This is a genomic window from Pseudomonas agronomica (assembly GCF_025917275.1).
Taxonomy (GTDB): domain Bacteria; phylum Pseudomonadota; class Gammaproteobacteria; order Pseudomonadales; family Pseudomonadaceae; genus Aquipseudomonas; species Aquipseudomonas agronomica.
In genome coordinates this window covers 1-17,734 of the sequence record NZ_JAOSHO010000064.1, presented here as the reverse complement: position 1 = coordinate 17,734, position 17,734 = coordinate 1, and the positions used below count along the sequence as shown (strand labels likewise).

Below are 17,734 nucleotides of genomic sequence, written 5' to 3'. Positions count from 1 at the left end.
TCGGCCCTGCTGAACCTGCCGGCCATCACCGGCGCGTGCACCCTGGTCATCGACAACCGCCTGGTAGCGTTCTACAGCAGTAGCACGGCACAAGCGGACCTCGACACACAACTGGCGACCGAGCTGCCGGCATACATGGTGCCGGCAGTGTGGGTGCACCTCCCGGCCCTGCCCCTGAGCACCAACGGCAAGATCGACCGCAAGGCCCTGGCCGCCCTGCCCTTGCCCAACACCCGGAAAGACTACGCGGCACCGCGCAACGACCTGGAACGCCTGCTCTGCCAGTTGTTCGGCGAATTGCTCGGTGAAACCTTGACCGGCGGTCGTGAAGTCGGCACTTCGGACAGTTTCTTCGCCCTGGGCGGTGACTCGATCCTTGGCCTGAAACTGATCTCGCGCTTGCGTGAACAGGGCTATTCGCTCACCCCACGGGACCTGTTCCGTTCGCCGACCCCGGCGGCCCTGGCCCACGTGACCACGGCGCTGCTGACCCAGGCCGAACAAGGTGATGTGACCGGGTCGATGCCGCTGATGCCGTTGCACCAATGGTTCTTCGACCAGCAGCAACCCCAGGCCGCGCACTGGAACCAATCGGTGCTGGCCGACAGCGACCGTCGCCTGGAGCCGGCCATCGTCCAAGCCACGCTGGATCGACTGGTGGCCCATCACGATGCCCTGCGCCTGCGTTTCATCGACGTCGACGGACAATGGCAGGCACACATTGCGCCAGTGGCACCGGCCGAACTGACCTGCTGCGAGCACTCGGAACAACTGCTGCAAGTCGCCCAAAGCCTGGACCTGCAACACGGCCCGCTGTTTGCCGCGGCCCTGCTCGAAGGCGCGCCGCAGCGCCTGTACCTGGTGGCCCATCACCTGGCGGTCGATGCGGTGTCCTGGACGCCGCTGCTGGAGGATTTCCAACAGCTGTACGCCGCGCTGGAGCGTGGCGAGCAGCCGACATTACCGGCGAAAACCACCTCGTATCGGCAATGGGCCGAGCACCTGCAAGTCCATGCAGCGAAAGCCGCCGCCGAGCAGCGCTACTGGAATGCCCAGACCTCTGCGAACCCGCCTCCCGTGGCCACGGTCGCCGAGCGCCAGACCCTGTCGGCCCGCTGGGATGCCCGCCGCACGCACCAGTGGCTGACCGAGTCCCAGGCCGCTTACCGCACGCAACCGGAAGAACTGCTGATCGCCGCCCTCGCCGCAACCCTGGCCGAGGTCGAGCAATGCCGTGACATCGTGGTGGACCTGGAGCGCCACGGACGTGATGCACCGTTTGCCGGGCTGGACGTCGGCCGCACCGTCGGCTGGTTCACCACGCTCTACCCGTTGCGGGTGAACACCAGTGGCGCCGCGGGCGATCAGGTGCGCAACGCCAAGCAAGCCTTGCGCGACGTACCCGGCCTGGGCCTGGGCCATGGCTTGCTGCGCCAGCGCGGCGAATTGCCGGCCAGCCACGGCGACGTGCTGTTCAACTACCTGGGGCATGAGCAAACGCCAGAGGGCTGGTTGCGCGCCAGCAGCCTGACTCCGCCACCGGACGTAGCTCCCGCCAACCGGGTGACCCACGCCCGGGAAGTGGTGGCCTGGCTGGAGGACGGCGTGTTGCGCGTCGAATGGCACAGCGTCACGCCGAACGCCGACAGGCATCTGCCCGCTCGCCTGCTGGAACGCTTGCAGGCGCTGGTCGAACACTGCCTGGACCCACAGGCCGGTTCGCTGATGCCGGCGGACTTCCCGCTGGCCAAGGCGCTGAACCAGAAATCCCTGGACAAACTGCTGGGCAAGCTCAAGACCAGACCCAACTCCCAAAACTAGCGGGCGACGCCGCGCCGCGCAGGTCTTCGGACCGGCGCGGCGCCTGGATCGACTCACTTGAGTTTTCAAGACTTTGAAATGGACCAAGCAAGCATGAACAACATCGAAGACATCTACTCCCTTTCGCCGACCCAGCACGGCCTGTTGTTCCACAGCGTCTATGAACCGGATTCGCGGGTCTATTACCAGCAATTGAGCCTGGACATGAACGGTCCGCTGCAACTGAGCGCATTTCGCGGCGCCTGGCAGGCGCTGATGCAGCGTCACGCCGTATTGCGCAGTGCGTTCCTCTGGGAAGAGCTGGACGATGCCTATCAGGTGGTGCAACAGGACGTGCCATTGCCCCTGACCGAACTGGACTGGCAAGACCGCGCCGAGCCGCAGGCCGCGCTGGAACAGTTGGCGCTGGAGCAACGGGCGCAACCGTTGGCGCTCAATGACTCGCCGCTGATGCGCGTGTGCCTGGTACGCCTGGCCCCCGAGCGCTGGCACCTGATCTGGACTTTCCATCACATCCTCATGGACGGCTGGAGCGTCGGCATCGCCGTCCAGGAGTGGTTGTCGCTCTACTACGAACAAGCCCACGGCCGCCCCGCCGACCTGGCGCCGACCCGCCCTTACCGCGACTACATCGCCTGGCTGGCGGAGCAGGACATGGCCGCCACCGAAGGTTTCTGGCGCGAGCAATTGCAGGACGTGAGCGAGCCGACACCCTTGCCCACCTTCGCCGTACGCCAGCCAGCGCCTGCGGGGGCACCGTTCGCCGAGCGGGAAAACCTGCTCACGGCCGGCGAAACCGAGCGACTGGCGCATTTCGCCCGCCAGCACGACCTGACGCTCAACACCCTGATCCAGGGCGCCTGGGCACTTTTGCTGGGCCAACACGCCGGGCGCGACGACGTGGTCTATGGCGTCACCGTCGCCGGGCGTCCGGAGAACCTGGCGGCGGTGGACAGCACCGTCGGGCTGTTCATCAATACCTTGCCATTGCGCGTGCAATGGGCCAACGAGCCAACGCTGGTAACCTGGCTGCAACACTTGCAGCAAGCCAACAGCGACTTGCGTCACCATGCCTATCTGCCGCTGGGCAAACTCAAGTCGATGACGCGCATCGCCGCCGAACAAGCGCTGTTCGACTCGATCCTGGTGTTCGAGAACTTCCCCGTCACCGACGCGCTCAACCAGGACACCGGCGGCTTGAGTTTCAGTGCCCCGAGCAACGACCAGCAGGTCGATGGCATTACCCTCACCCAAGGCCGCAACCACTTTCCGTTGTCGCTGATCGTGGTGCCGGACAAACAGTTGCATTACCTGATCAGCTACGACCGCAGTCGCTTCAGCGATGCCGAGGTCGCCGTGTTGTCGGCCCAATTGCGCGCCATCCTGTTGGCGATGACAGCACACGCGCAGTATCCGGTCAGCGAACTGGAGTGGCTGGACCCTGAAGAACGCCAGCAACTGCTCGCGCAGGGGCGTGGCGTGCAACTGCCGGTACCCGCTGCGTGCCTGCACCAGCGCTTCGAACAGCAGGCGGCCGCCCACCCGGAACATTTGGCCGTCCGCGACCGCCAGGTCGCCCTGACCTATCGTGAGCTAGACCAACGGGCCAACCGCCTCAGCCAATACTTGCGCGACCAGGGCATCGGCCACGACAGCGTGGTGGCCCTGGCCCTGGAGCGCAGCGCCGATGAGCAGTGCGGCGCGGCTGTCCACCAGCACGTCGGCCAGGCGCCCGGCGGGCTGCTTGAGGTCCAGTGGCAGATAGGCGGCGCCGGCCTTGAGGGTGGCCAGCAGCGCGATCACGAACTCGGCGCTGCCGCCTCGCCCCTGCTCAAAGGCCTGGCCGAGCACACGCCGACGCTGTGGCTGGCGGAACAGGCCGACGCCATCGCCGCCCAGCCAGGCACTCCACCGGCCGTGGCCCACAGCCCGACTGACGCCGCCTACGTGATCTACACCTCGGGCTCCACCGGCACGCCCAAGGGCGTGGTGGTCGAGCACCAGTCCATCGTCGATTACCTGACGGCGGTCCACGCCATCCTCAATCCACCTCCGGCGGCCCGCTACGGCTTGCTGTCGAGCATCGCCGCCGACCTGGGCCACACCCAACTGTTCGGTGCCCTGTGCAGCGGCGCCAGCCTGTTGCTGGTGGATGAAGATAGCGGTTTCAGCCCCCTGGCGCTGGCCGAACTCTTCGACCAGCACCCGGTGGATGTGCTGAAGATCACCCCAAGTCATCTGGCCGGCCTGTTGCAAGCGCTGCCCGATGCCCGCCTGTTGCCGCGCGCCCTGCTGGTCTTCGGTGGCGATGCCCTCAGCCCGACGCTGCTGGAGCAGGTCAACCGTCTCGCACCCGGGCTGCGGGTGTTCAACCACTATGGGCCAAGCGAAGCGACGGTCGGGGCGATTGCCACGGAGTTGCCTGCGGGCCTGCGCAGCATTGCCCTCGGCCGGCCGCTGCCGAACCGTCAACTGCAAGTGGTGGATGCCAACGGTCGCCTGGTGCCCACCGGGGTGTCGGGCGAGCTGCTGATCAACGGCGCCCTGGCCCGGGGTTACCTGCACCGCCCGGACCTGACCGCCGAACGCTTCCACCTCGACGCGGACCAGCAACGCTGGTACCGCACGGGGGACCGCGTACGCTGGCAAATGGACGGTCAACTGGCGTTCCTCGGCCGAGTCGACAGCCAGGTCAAGATCCGCGGCAATCGGCTGGAACTGGGCGAAGTCGAAGCGCAGCTCAAGCGCCTGTCGCCGCTGATCGAACAGGCGCTGGTCCGCGCCGTGGAACTGGACGGCAGCCTGCGCCTGGTGGCCTACCTGGTTGCCAGCCAGTCGCTCTCGGCGACGAAGCTGCGCAACGACCTCAGTGCGCGCGTCCCGGACTACATGGTACCGGCGCACTTCATAACCCTCGACGAACTGCCCCTCACCCGCAACGGCAAGGTCGATGTGCAGCGCTTGCCGCTCCCGCAAAAATCCACGGACGACAGCGCCACCCACGTCGCCCCGCGCAATGAAGTCGAAGCGCAGCTGGCCGCCATCTGGCAAGACGTCCTGAAGCTTGAACGTGTCGGCGTGCATGACAACTTTTTCGCCCTGGGCGGCGACTCGATCATCAACTTGCAGATCATCGCCCGCGCCAACCAGCAAGGGCTGAAACTCACGCCCCGCCAACTCTTCGAGAACCGCACCATCGCCGACATCGCCCGGGTGCTGGGCGCTGATGCGAGCCATGGCGTGGCGCACGAGATTGCCGATGGCCATGAATTGCCGCTGGCCGCCGGGCAACGGGCGCGCCTGCAACAAGGCCCGTTGCATGCCACCTGGCGTTGCGTGGCACTGAGCCAATCGATCGATGGCGAATTGTTGAGCCATGCCCTCGTTGCCTTGCAGCAACACCACCAGGCCTTGCGCCTGGCGCTCAAGGCCCTGCCGGAAGGCGAGTGGCAGCAACGGGTACTGGTCGCGGCCAAGGCTCCGGTCATCACCACCGAAAAACTTGAAACCTGCGCCCCGGCGAAACTGCAAGCCCTGGCCCAGGCCGGTGTCGACGCCCTGGAACTGGACGCCGGCCAAACCCTGCATGCCCGTCTGCTGGAAGTGGACGGCAAACATTCCCTGCTACTGGCCGCACATCCGCTGTGCCTGGACGAAGCGTCCTGGTCGCTGCTGCTGGCGGACCTCAACCTGGCCCTGGCGCAACTGCGTTATCAACGGCCGGTGCGCCTGTCCTGCACCGGGGGAGACTTTACCCAGTGGACGCGGCACCAAATGGCCCATGCCCAGGGCGATGCCCTGGATGAGGCCTGGGAACACTGGCTGCAATACGCAGGCGTGGAACCGCTGCAACTGCCTGGCAGCCAGCAGCCGGCCAGCGTGAACGAACAAACCCTGCCAGCCGTCACCTCAGGCGAACTCAAGCGCCTGGGCGAAGTGCTGCAACTGGACTGGAACAGCCTGTTGGCCGCTGCCGTGGCCGAACAGTGCCGCGAGTCGTGCGGCAATGGCCTGGTTGCCCTGAGCGTGCACGATGCCCGGCCGAGCACCGAGCGCCTGCCGGTCGATGCGCCGATTGCCGAGGCCGACCTCGACCCGGCACGCATCCTGGGGCCCTTGGCCCTGGCCGTGCCGTACTTCCTCCAGCCGGAAGGCGACAGCCTGCTGCAACGTTTGCAGGCACTGGCCGCGCAGATGCGCGCCTACCCGCAATACGGCGTCGACTATGGCGCCCTGCGCTACCTGTCGGACAACACCTACCTGCAAGAACCACTGCGCGAGCTGCCGGCGGCATCGGTCGCCATCCGCTGGCTGGGCAACCTCGACAGCCACCGCGAAGAACGCGGCCTCCTGGCCCGGGTCGAAGCCGCAAGCCCGTCGACGGCGCCGACGTGCCCACTGACCCTGGACGCCTGGTGGCAGGATGACTGCCTGCACGTACGCAGCCAAGGCAACCTCGCCGCCGACTGGGCACCGCGCCTTGCACAACGCCTGGGCGAACTCGCCGGGCTGGTGACTGCACCTGGCCTGCGCCCGGCCAGCCAGGCGTTCCCGCTGTGCCACAAGCAAGCGGCGACCCTGGCGGCCGAACCGCTGGACTGGCTGAACATCGAGGACGTCTACCCGCTGTCGTCGATGCAACAAGGCATGCTCCTGCACACCCTGCTGCAACCCCATAGCGGCATCTACCTGATGCAACAACGCTACAGCTGGGACGGGGCCTTGCAACGCCCGGCGATGGAAGCCGCCTGGCAGCTGTTCCTCGAACGCCATCCGATGATGCGCACCGCGTTCTGGTGGCAAGACGACCATGAGCCACTGCAATGCGTGTACCGCCAAACCCACCGGGCGTTCGACTGGCAGGACTTGCGCCACCTCGACGAAGCGCAACAGCACCAGGCGATGGACCAGGCCCTCGAAGCACAACGCCTGCAAGGTTTCGACATGGCCCGCGCGCCATTGACCCACCTGCGGGTGTTCCAGCTCGATGAGCGACGTTTCGCCGTGGTGCGCAGCTTTCACCACATCCTCACCGATGCCTGGTGCTTCGGCCTGCTGATGGAAGACCTGTTGGCCATCTACCAGGCGATCGTGCGCCAGGAGCCTGTGGCCCGTCCGCGCCTGCGTTCGTTCCGCGGCTACATGAGCTGGCTGGAACGCCATGACATGGCCGCCGCCCACGCGTTCTGGCAGGCCGAAATGGCCGGTTTCAGCGAGCCGACGCCGCTGCACGTGGACAGCCCCGTGGCACGCCCGGAGCAGGCGCCGGAGCAGGTCGGCGATTTCGACCAGACCTTGAGCATCGCCCAGACCCAACGTCTGCAGCAGCTGTGCCAGCAATACCAACTGACCCCCAACACCTGGATCCAGGGCGCCTGGGCCCTGTTGTTGTCGCGTTACAGCGGCAATCGCGACGTGCTCTTCGGCGTCACCGTCGCCGGTCGGCCGACGGACCTAGCCGGCGTGGAGGAAATGGTCGGGTTGTTCATCAACAGTTTGCCGCTGCGCATCGATGTCGACCCCGAGGCGCCAGTGGCCGACTGGCTGCAAGCGCTGCTCTCGCACAACGCGCAACTGCGGGAACACGAAAGCGCATCGCTGGTGGACATCCAGCGTTGCAGCCAGGTGCCGCGCGGCCAGCAACTGTTCGACAGCCTGGTGGTGTTCGAGAACGCGCCGCTGGACATCAGCAGCGTGCAACTGGACGCCTTCAGCATCGACATCTATGAAGACCGCGTGCACACCAACTTCCCGATGACGGTGGTGCTGTACCCCGGCGACCGCCTGGGCATTCGCCTGTCCTACGACAGCCAGCGCTTCAGCACGGACACCGTACAGCGCATGCTCGGGCATCTGGTGCAACTGCTGTCGGGCATGCTGGAGACACCGCAGGCGCCGTTGGGCAGCCTGCACATGCTGCCCGAGGCGGAACGCCGGCAGTTGCAGATCGACTGCAACCGCAGCGACGTCGACTTCCCCCTGGAGCGCGGCTACGCGGCGCTGTTCGCCGAGCAAGTGCGCAGCCGGCCGCAACACCTGGCCGCCGTATGCCAGGGGCAATCGCTGACCTACGCCGAACTCGACCGCCGCGCCAATGCCATCGCCCATGCGTTGCAGGCCGCAGGTGCTGGCCCGGAAACCCTGGTGGCGCTGTTCGCCGAGCGTGGCCTGGCCCTGCTGACCATGATGGTCGCCACGCTCAAGGTCGGCGCGGCCTTCCAATCGCTGGATATCCAGCAACCACACGCACGCCTGGCGGAGTTGCTGGACCTCGGTGAAGCGCCACTGGTGCTGGTGTGCGAGGACGCAACCGCGACACTGGACAACGTCCTGCCGCAGATGTGCAAGCAACCCACCTGCCTGATCGCCCAGGCGCTCTGGCAAAGCCATGAGCAGCCGCCGGTCAGCTATGCGCACAGCCCGGATCAACTGGCCTACGTGATCTTCACCTCGGGCTCCACCGGCACGCCAAAAGGCGTGATGGTCGAGCAGCGAGGGATGCTCAACAACATGTTCGGCAAGGTCCCGAGCCTGGGCCTGGGTGAGCACGACCGGATTGCCCAGACCGCTTCGGCGGCGTTCGATATCAGCGTGTGGCAATTCCTCGCCGCGCCGCTGTTCGGCGCCACCGTGCACATTCTTCCCGATGCCCAGGCCCACGACCCGGTGGCCCTGCTCGACGCCGTTGAAGAACAGAAGCTGACGCTGCTGGAAACCGTGCCGGCGCTGATTCGCGGCATGCTTCAGGAAAGCCAGGCGCACCACGCCCTGGCGAGCCTGCGCTGGCTCCTGCCTACTGGGGAGGCGCTGCCGCCGGCCCTGGCGCGGGACTGGTTCGCCCGTTTCCCGGCGATCCCGCTGATGAATGCCTACGGCCCGGCCGAATGCTCGGACGACGTCGCTTTCTATCCCATCACCGCAGCACCGACCGACGACTGCCTGCACATGCCGATCGGCAAGCCGACCGCCAATAACCAAGTGTTCGTCCTCGATTCGGCGCTGCGCCTGGTGCCCATCGGCGTGCCGGGCGAGTTGTGCATCGGCGGTGTTGGTGTCGGTCGCGGCTACCTGCGGGACCCGCAACGCACCCGCGAAGCCTTTGTCCCGCACCCGTTCCAGGCCGATGCGCGCTTGTATCGCAGCGGTGACATCGGCCGCATGCGCGCCGACGGCGTGATCGAATACCTCGGCCGTCGCGACCAGCAAGTGAAGGTCCGTGGCCACCGCATCGAACTGGGCGAGATAGAGAATCGCCTGATGCAGCATCCGGCAGTGGACAGCGCGGCGGTGCTGGCGCTGCCCGACGCCCGTGGCGCGTTGCAACTGGTGGCCTGGTATGTGCTCGACGAAGCGGCCGACCTGGGCGGCGAGTCGGCGCAACAGGCCTTGAGCGCTTACCTCGGCCAGCAACTGGCAAGCTACATGGTCCCGGCCCGCTGGCTGGCCCTTGCGCAATTGCCGCTGAACGCCAATGGCAAAGTCGACCGCCGCGCCCTCGCCGCCCTGGACGTGCCCCAGGACGAGACGGTGCAAGCGCAATCCATGGCACCGCGCACGCCGACCGAACAGGTCCTGGCGCAGCTCTGGCAGGAAATTCTCGGGCTGGACAAAGTCGGTGTGCACGACGACTTCTTCGCCATCGGCGGTCACTCCTTGCTCGCCACCCAGGTGTTGTCGCGGATTCGCCGTCGCTTGAACGTGAACCTGCCGCTGCGCACGCTGTTCGAACGTGGCACCCTCGAGCAACTGGCCCAAGCGGTCGATCAACAGCGCGACGCCCGGATCGAGGCCGACGGCGACGGCGAAATCGCCCTGGCGCCACGCAATCATCCATTGCCGCTGTCCTACAGCCAGCAACGGCTGTGGTTCCTGGATCGCTTCGAAGGCCCTAGCGCCGCCTACAACATGGCCACCGCCATCCGGTTGCGCGGAGCCCTGGACATCACAGCGCTGCAAGGGGCATTGCAAGCCGTCTTCGAGCGTCATGAATCCTTGCGCACCGCGTTCCACCTCCACGGCGACCAGCCATGCCAGGTCATCAGCCCGGCGCCGATGGTCGACTTGACACCGACCGAGCTGAGTCACCTCGACCCTGCGGAACAGGCGCAAACCCTGCAACGCCTGATCGATGAACAGGCCGGGCGCCCGTTCGATCTGCAACAGGCGCCGATGCTGCGCGCCAACCTGCTGCGCCTGGGCAGCGACGATCATGTGCTTCAACTGGTGCTGCACCACATCGCCACCGATGCCTGGTCCATGGGCATCCTGATGCAGGAGCTGATCGTCGGGTACCAGGCTCGCACCAGCGGTTCGACACCGGTGCTGCCGGTGTTGCCGATCCAGTTCGCCGACTACGCCTACTGGCAACGCAGCGAAGCGCAACAACACCTGCTGGCCCGGGCAATCGATTACTGGCGCCGCCAGCTCGACGGCGCGCCAACCCTGATTCCGCTGCCGCTTGACCAGCCTCGCCCGGCACGCCCCGACTACCAGGGCGCGGCACTGGAGCAACGCTTCAGCGCGGCCCAGACGCAGGTGCTCAAGGCTTATGCGCAAACGCAACGGGCGACGCTGTTCATGGTCCTGCTCAATGCCTTCAACAGCCTGTTGCAGCGCGCCACCGGGGCCAACGATTTTATCGTCGGCACCGACCTGGCCAACCGCGAGCATCCGGCTCTGGAACACCTCATCGGGTTCTTCGTCAACGTGCTGCCGATCCGCGCCCGCCTGAGTGAGGGGGAAAGCTTTGAGGCACGCTTGCAACGCCTGCGCGAGGATTGCCTGGCGGCGTTCCAACACCAGCAAGTGCCGTTCGACAAACTGGTCGAGGAACTGCAGCCGCCGCGTACGCCAGGGGTCAACCCGCTGGTCCAGGTGCTGTTCGTCATGCAGAACACGCCCAGCGGCAATGCCAGCCTGCCGGACCTTGAAGTGGAGCACCTGGTGTCGCCCCAGGAGAGCAGCAAGTTCGACCTCGCCGTGTTTGTCGAAGAGGACGAAACGCAGGGGCTGAACGTGCGCTGGGTGTATCGCACCAGCGTGCTGCAGGCACAGACCGTCCAGCGTCTCGAACAAGGTTTCGAGCACCTGCTGGAGCAGATCGTCTCGGCCCCAGCCCAAGCGTTGGATACGTGGTCGTGGCGCCTTGAGGCCGACAGCGCCAGCGCGCCGTCGCAACCGGAGGCTTCGCTTGACGAGGCCACGGCCCGCAGCGCACGCAAGCAGTCGAAACTGAGCAAGCTCAAGCAGACCCGTGCAACCGCTGTGAGCCAGGTAGCCCACGAGCAGGTCCGCACCCGCACCCTCGACGCCGGGCAAGCCTTGCCGTTGGTGATCGAGCCGCTGCTCGGCGACCTGGACCCGGTGCACTGGGCCCTGCAAGCCCGGGAATGGATCAATGCACAACTGCTGACCCACGGCGGCCTGCTGTTCCGGGGTTTCAACCTGCCGGATGCCGCCGCTTTCGAGCAGTTCGCCCAGGCCATCGAGCCGGACCTCTACGGGACCTACGGCGACCTGCCGAAAAACACGTCCGGCAAGAACATCTACCACTCCACGCCGTATCCGGAACAGCACATGATCCTCTTCCACAACGAGAGCTCCCACCTGCCGCAGTGGCCACGCAAGCAATGGTTCTACTGCGAAACCCCGGCGCCACGTGGCGGCTGCACGCCCATCGTTGATTGCCGGCAGGTGTTGGCGCGCTTGCCCGAGGACATCGTCGCTCGCTTCAAGGCCCTCGGGCTGCTTTACGTGCGGCATTTCACCGACAAGCTGGATGTGCGCTGGCAGGACTTCTTCAAGACCGAACAACGCGAGGAAGTCGAGCGCCAATGCCTGGCATCGGGCATGCGCTGGGAATGGCTGGGGCCCGACAACCTGCGGATCGCCCAGCATTGCCCGGCCATCGTCGCGCATCCCGAAACCGGGGAGCTGTCGTTCTTCAACCAGGTGCAATTGCACCACACTGCCTGCCTGGAGCCGGAAGTGCGCAGCAACTTGATCAGCCTGTTCGGTCCTGGGCATCTGCCCCGCAACGTGTACTACGGCGACGGCAGCATGATCGAAGACGCGGTGATGCAAGTGATCGGCGAAGCCTATGAAGACTGTGCGGTACGTTTCAGTTGGCAAAAAGGTGACATGGTGATGCTGGACAATATGCTGGTGGCCCACGCCCGGGACCCCTTCGAGGGCGAGCGCAAGATTTGTGTCGCCATGGGCCAGATGATGCGCCGTGAACAACTGACCGGGGCCCTGCCCGAAGCACAGCCGGCGCCGGCTGCGGAGGTGCAGGCATGAGCGCCTTCGAGAAACGTGAAGAAGCCTTCGCCCTTTCGCCCCAACAGCGCAGCCAGTGGTTGGCGGGGTTGTCGGCGGTGCGCCTGGCACTGGAAGTGAAAGGCCCGTTGGCGCTGGAGCGCCTCCAGCAGCGGCTCGTCGCCCTGAGCGCTTGCCACGAGGCCCTGCGCCTGCGGGTGCGGCCCGAACCGGGTTTGCTGATGCCGTTGCAAATAGTCGAATCCGTCGCAACGGCAGCGAATGCCATCGAGGTCGACGTTCAATCAACGGCTGACCATCTGCACCGGGTGACACTGCAACTGCCGGCACTGAGCGCGGATCGCGGGACCCTGCTGCGCCTGGCGCAGGCACTGGCGGCGACGGATGCGCCGACGGTGGATGACGAAGCCATGACCTATACCCAGTACACCGCCTGGCTCTACGAATTGCAGGCCGATGAGGATGCCGAGCCTGGCCGGCGCTTCTGGGCCAGCCAGGCCCTGGACGAGCCGGCCGCCAGCGAGCTGCTCTACCGGCAGGTACGCAGCGACCGCCGCGACGTCCCGGTGACCACTCGCCTGGGCGCCGATCCACAGTTGAGCATCGCCCTCGATGGTTTTTGCCAACGTCACGACGCCTCGCCCGAGCACGTCCTGATGACGGCCTGGGGCGTGCTGTTGCAGCGCCTGAGTAGCGGCGATAGCCCGGCACTGACCTTGAACTGGGTCCACGATTGCCGCGACGACTATGAAGAACTCGCCGATTGCTGGGGATTGTTCGCCAAGCCCCTGCCCCTGCGCTGGCAACCGGCGGCAGGCAGCCATTTTGCCCAGGCGCTGGCGAACCTGCAGGGGCTCTGCGAGCAAGCGACGGAATGGCAGGAATACTGCGGCGTCAGCACTGCACTGCCGGCCGAGGCTTCGCAATACGGCTTCCAGTGGGGTGGGCAGTTGCCCGATCGGCTCGACACCTTGGGCAGCCCGGCATCGACGGTCACGGTGCTGGACGCACAAGCCATCCCGGCAGGCATGGAACTGCTGCTGGTGGCCGAAACCACCGCTGGCGCCTATCGCCTGAACCTTTGCCACTTGCCGAGCCGTTACAGCGAGCAAGCCGCTCAGGTTCTGCTGGAGCAGTTTCAATCGCTGTTGCTCGACGCCCTCGCCAACCCGGACAAGCCCCTGGCCGCGCTGTCATTGCAGGCGCCGAGTTTCGCCAACACGCTGGCGGCCGTGCAGGACAGTACCTCGGCACTGCCGTTTGCCTGCGTGCCGGCGCAGTTCGATGAGTGCGCCAAGCGTTTCCCCGAGCGCTTGGCCCTGCGCGACCCCAACGGGCAACTGAGCTACGCCCAATTGCAGGCCCGCAGCAACCAATTGGCCGATTATCTGCGCGCCCAGGGCGTGGGTCGCGAAGATCGCGTGGCGCTGTACCTGGATCGCTCGGCGCACATGGTCCTGGCCATGCTCGCCGTGCTCAAGAGTGGCGCGGCGTTCGTCCCCCTGGACGTGCATCAGCCGGCGCAGCGCTCCCTGGCCATCCTGCAACAGGCGCAGCCGGTCTTCGTCTTGAGCGGTTCGGCCGGCAGCGCCCCCGCGCTGCCCGGCATCGGCAGCCTCGACCTGCGCGATGAGGCGACCTGGCAGCAAGCACCCGCCAGCAACGTCGACGTGGGGATCCAGGAGCAGGACGCGGCGTACGTGCTGTTCACGTCCGGCAGCACCGGCACGCCCAAAGGCGTCATCGTCGAGCATCGGCAACTGGCCAGTTACGTCGCCAGTGTGTCCCGGCGCCTCGATCTGGCGGAGGGCGAACGCAGCGCGGTGGTCACTTCGCTGGCCGCCGACCTGGGCTACACGTTGCTGTTCCCGGCGCTGCTCAGCGGCGGCGAACTGCACCTGCTGGACAAGGAAACCGCGATGGACGCCCAGGCCTGGGCGGCCTGGCAGGCGCAGTACCCGATCGACCATCTGAAGATCGTGCCGTCGCTGCTCGACGCCTGGTTGATCCATGCCCAAAGCGCCGCCGTGTTGCCGCGCAAACAATTGATCCTGGGTGGCGAAAGCTGCTCCCGCCGCCTGCTTCAGGGCATTCGCAACCTCGCGCCGGCGCTGACGGTCTTCAACCACTACGGCCCGACCGAAACCACCGTCGGCGCGGTGATGCACAAAGTCGAACCGGCGGTGGATTACCGCCGCCTTCCCCTGAGCGATCGCCTCGACGGCATGCGCCTGTACCTGCTCGACGCGCAGCAAGCGCTGGCCGCTCCCGGGCAAACGGCCGAGCTGTACATCGCCGGCCCGCAATTGGCTCGCGGTTACCTGGACGCACAGCAGAATGCCGGGCGTTTTATCGAACTGGCGCAACGGCCGGGAGAGCGCCTCTATCGCACCGGTGACATGGCCTGCTATCGCCATGACGGCAGCCTGGAGATCACCGGGCGGGCGGACCGCCAGGTGAAAATCCGTGGTTTCCGCGTCGAGCTCGACGAAATCCAGGCGCAACTGAACGACCTTCCCGGCGTGGCCCAGGCCGCGGTGGAATGCATTCCACGGGGCGAACTCGGCCAGCAACTGTTCGCCTTCATGACCCTGGCGCCCGGGCATTCGACCACGGTCGGCCGGCTGCATGGCCAGGCCCAGGATTGCTTGCCGGACTACATGCTGCCCACCCTGCGGATCGTTGAAGCACTGCCGCTGATGGGCAACGGCAAGCTCGACCGCAAGACCCTTCGGCAATGGGCCGACAAGGTCCTCGACACGGTCGGCAGCGCCTCGCCGCGCACTCCGCTGGAAGCCCTGCTCGCCGACGTCTGGGCACAGGTGCTGGGCCTGGAACGAGTGGGCATCGACGACGATTTCTTCGAGCTGGGCGGCCACTCCCTGGCGGCGGTGACGCTCGCCAGTCGCTTGCAGACCGCGCTGTCGGCGCCAGTGACCGTCAACGCAGTGTTCAACGCCCCGAGCGTCTCGGCGTTTGCCGCGTTGGTGCAGGCTGAGCTCAAGCTCTCGCCACTGGTGCGGTTGTCGGCACCAGGCACCGACGCCGCCAACCTGTTCTGCTTTCATCCTTCCACCGGTCATGTCCAGGATTACCGAACGTTGCTGGCGCCGCTTGCAGGCTGGCACTTATGGGGTTTGCAGGCCGCCTACCTGACCGACGACAGCACCACGCTGGGCGGCGATATCGAAAGCCTTGCCGCGTGCTACGTCGAGCACCTGCGCCAACAGCAACCACAGGGGCCTTATCACCTGCTGGGCTTTTCCCTCGGTGGCCTCCTGGCGATTGCCGCTGCCGCTCGCTTGGAAAGCCTGGGTGAGGACGTGGCGTTTCTCGGCATCATCGACTCGCAATACCAGCATCAAGCGCGGGAAGACAGCGTCCAAGCGCTGCTGGAATCGGCCGCGCAAGCACTCACGCCGGACAGCCAGACCGTGTTGCGCCAGTTACCGCCGTCGATCATGACCGCCTTGCTGGAACACCTGGACGCCCTGCCCCCGGCGGCACGCTTACCGGAACTGGTCCAGTGGGCACGGCAGCAAGGCCTGCAACTCGATGGCGACAGTTGGGAGCACCTGCAGACGCGGCTAGACTACCAGCAACATACGCAGCATCTGCTGGCCACGTTCAAGCCCTTGCGGTTGAGCTGCCCGGTACATGTCTGGTGGGCCAGCGACACCCTGGCCCAGGCTGAGTTCGCCGACCCGCATTGGGAAGACCTGAGCAGTGGGCCGTTGACCCGCGAGGTAATCGCGGCGCAACACCTGACCATCCTTGAGCAACGCGCCCTGCACGAACAATTGGCGGCGCGCCTCACGGCCATTGCTACACACGGAGCGGTTTGAAATGGATCTGTTGTTACTCATGGCCAAGCGCTCATGGCGCGCACTGCTGGTCGCCACGCTGACGGGACTGACTTGCGGCCTCGCGGCGGCCGGCCTGATCGCCAACATCAACCACAGCCTAAAGGCGTTCGATACGCTGCGCCCGGCGGACGGCCTGCTCTTCGCTGGCCTGGTGGCGTTGGTCGCGGTGTCGCGGATCGTCTCCGACATCAGCTTGCTGCGCCTGGGCCAGGCCGCCGTCAACGATATGCGCCTGCACCTGAGCGCCAAGCTGATCGACACGCCCTACGCGCAATTGCAGCGCCTGGGCAAGCATCGCCTGCTGGCGATGCTCACCGACGATACGCAAACCATCAGCCAGGCGGTGGAGTTGGTGCCGATCCTGCTGGTCAACGTCGGGATCATTGCGGCGTGCCTCGGCTACCTGGGCTGGCTGAGCATGCCCTTGTTGGGCCTGACGCTGCTGCTGATCGCCCTGGGCAGCCTGAGCTTCCACTGGCCGCAACGCCGGGCCCTGACCTCGATATCCCGGGCTCGCGAGCTCAAGGACCAGTTGTTCAATCAATATCGCCTGCTCACCGATGGCAGCAAGGAGCTGCAACTCAACCATCCACGCCGGCAGCACTTCTTCACCCGCCTGCTGGTACCGGTGAGCCAGCAATACCGCCGCGATTTTGTACGGGGCATGAGCATCTACGCCCTGGTCCTGAACTGGGGCAATGCGGTGTTCTATATGCTGATCGGCGTGGTGCTGTTCGCCGCGCCGCATTTCATCGACCTGAGCGTGAGTCTGATAACCGGCTATATCCTGGCGATCCTCTACCTGATCACGCCACTGTCGGAACTGATGCACGCCTTGCCGACCCTGGGCCGGGCCAGCGTGGCCCTGAACAAGATCCGCGCCCTGGAAGGCGAGATGCAGACCGCCGACGAAACCCTCGATACGATCTCGCCAACCCAGGTGCGCAGCCTGGTGTGCCGCCAGGTCACCCACACCTACTACCGCGAGCGCGAGGACGGTCATTTCACCCTCGGCCCCATCGACCTCGCCCTCAACGCTGGCGAAGTGGTGTTCATCACCGGCGGCAACGGCAGCGGCAAGACCACCCTGGCCTTGCTGCTCACCGGACTGTACCGCCCGGAAAGCGGCGAGATCATGCTCGACAAGCAGGTCTCTTCAAGCCAGGACAACCACCATTACCGCCAACATTTCTCGGCGATCTTCACCGACTTCTGCCTGTTCGAAAACCTGTTCGATGGCGACGATCCACACCTGGTGAGACAGGCGCAGGACTACCTGGTCCACCTGCAACTGGACCACAAGGTGCAAATCGAGGAAGGCAAGCTGACGACGCTGGCGCTGTCCACCGGACAACGCAAGCGCCTGGCGCTGCTCAGCGCCTATCTGGATGATCGTCCTTGCTACCTGTTCGATGAATGGGCCGCTGACCAGGATCCGGTGTTCAAGCACTTTTTCTACACCCGGATCCTGCCGGACCTGCGCGAGCGCGGCAAATTGCTGATCGTCATCTCCCATGACGACGCTTACTTCGACCTGGCTGATCGACTGATCCGCATCGAACACGGCAAGGTCAGCGAAGTCGCCCTTGATGCCGGCGCGCCGTCAGTGGCGCAAATGCTGTCCTGAGAAAACCGATAAACCTGTAGCCAGGGCTGGCTCCTGCCGAACGCGGTAGGAGCTGGCGAAGCCTGCGATCTTTTGATCTAGATCTTGATCTTGATCTTTCGCTTGGGACTCAACCGTCAGGGGCAAGATCGCAGCCTCGTTG

5 protein-coding genes and 1 pseudogene are annotated in these 17,734 nt (G+C 65.7%); 5 read left to right on the top strand and 1 reads right to left on the bottom strand.

The features are described 5' to 3' along the window. On the top strand, positions 1-1,821 hold a 1,821-nt coding region (locus OC610_RS07795; RefSeq protein ID WP_264427297.1), incomplete at its 5' end, for a condensation domain-containing protein. Positions 1,822-1,899: 78 nt separating this feature from the next. Further along, positions 1,900-3,495 (top strand): annotated as a pseudogene (locus OC610_RS29615) (condensation domain-containing protein); the annotation flags it as partial. Here the strand turns inward: OC610_RS29615 and OC610_RS29610 are convergent. Further along, positions 3,415-3,624 carry an AMP-binding protein gene (locus tag OC610_RS29610; RefSeq protein WP_332880465.1) on the bottom strand — a complete coding sequence of 70 codons (210 nt, stop codon included), beginning with the start codon at positions 3,622-3,624 and terminating at the stop codon, positions 3,415-3,417. The pseudogene OC610_RS29615 and the gene OC610_RS29610 overlap by 81 nt on opposite strands. Between OC610_RS29610 and OC610_RS07790 the strand changes: the two genes are divergently transcribed. From OC610_RS07790 to OC610_RS07780, 3 genes are read left to right on the top strand one after another with little or no spacing between them, the layout of a single operon-like run. After that, complete coding sequence (locus OC610_RS07790; RefSeq protein ID WP_332880464.1) at positions 3,562-12,120, top strand: non-ribosomal peptide synthetase; 8,559 nt, start codon at positions 3,562-3,564, stop codon at positions 12,118-12,120. The genes OC610_RS29610 and OC610_RS07790 overlap by 63 nt on opposite strands. Then, entirely contained in the window at positions 12,117-15,944 is a 3,828-nt protein-coding gene (locus OC610_RS07785) for a non-ribosomal peptide synthetase (protein ID WP_264427295.1), read from the top strand. The genes OC610_RS07790 and OC610_RS07785 overlap by 4 nt, the downstream gene beginning before the upstream one ends. A 1-nt stretch (position 15,945) precedes the next feature. Next, positions 15,946-17,592 (top strand): cyclic peptide export ABC transporter, encoded by a 1,647-nt coding sequence (locus OC610_RS07780; protein ID WP_264427294.1) that lies wholly within the window; start codon positions 15,946-15,948, stop codon positions 17,590-17,592. Positions 17,593-17,734 lie beyond the last annotated feature (142 nt).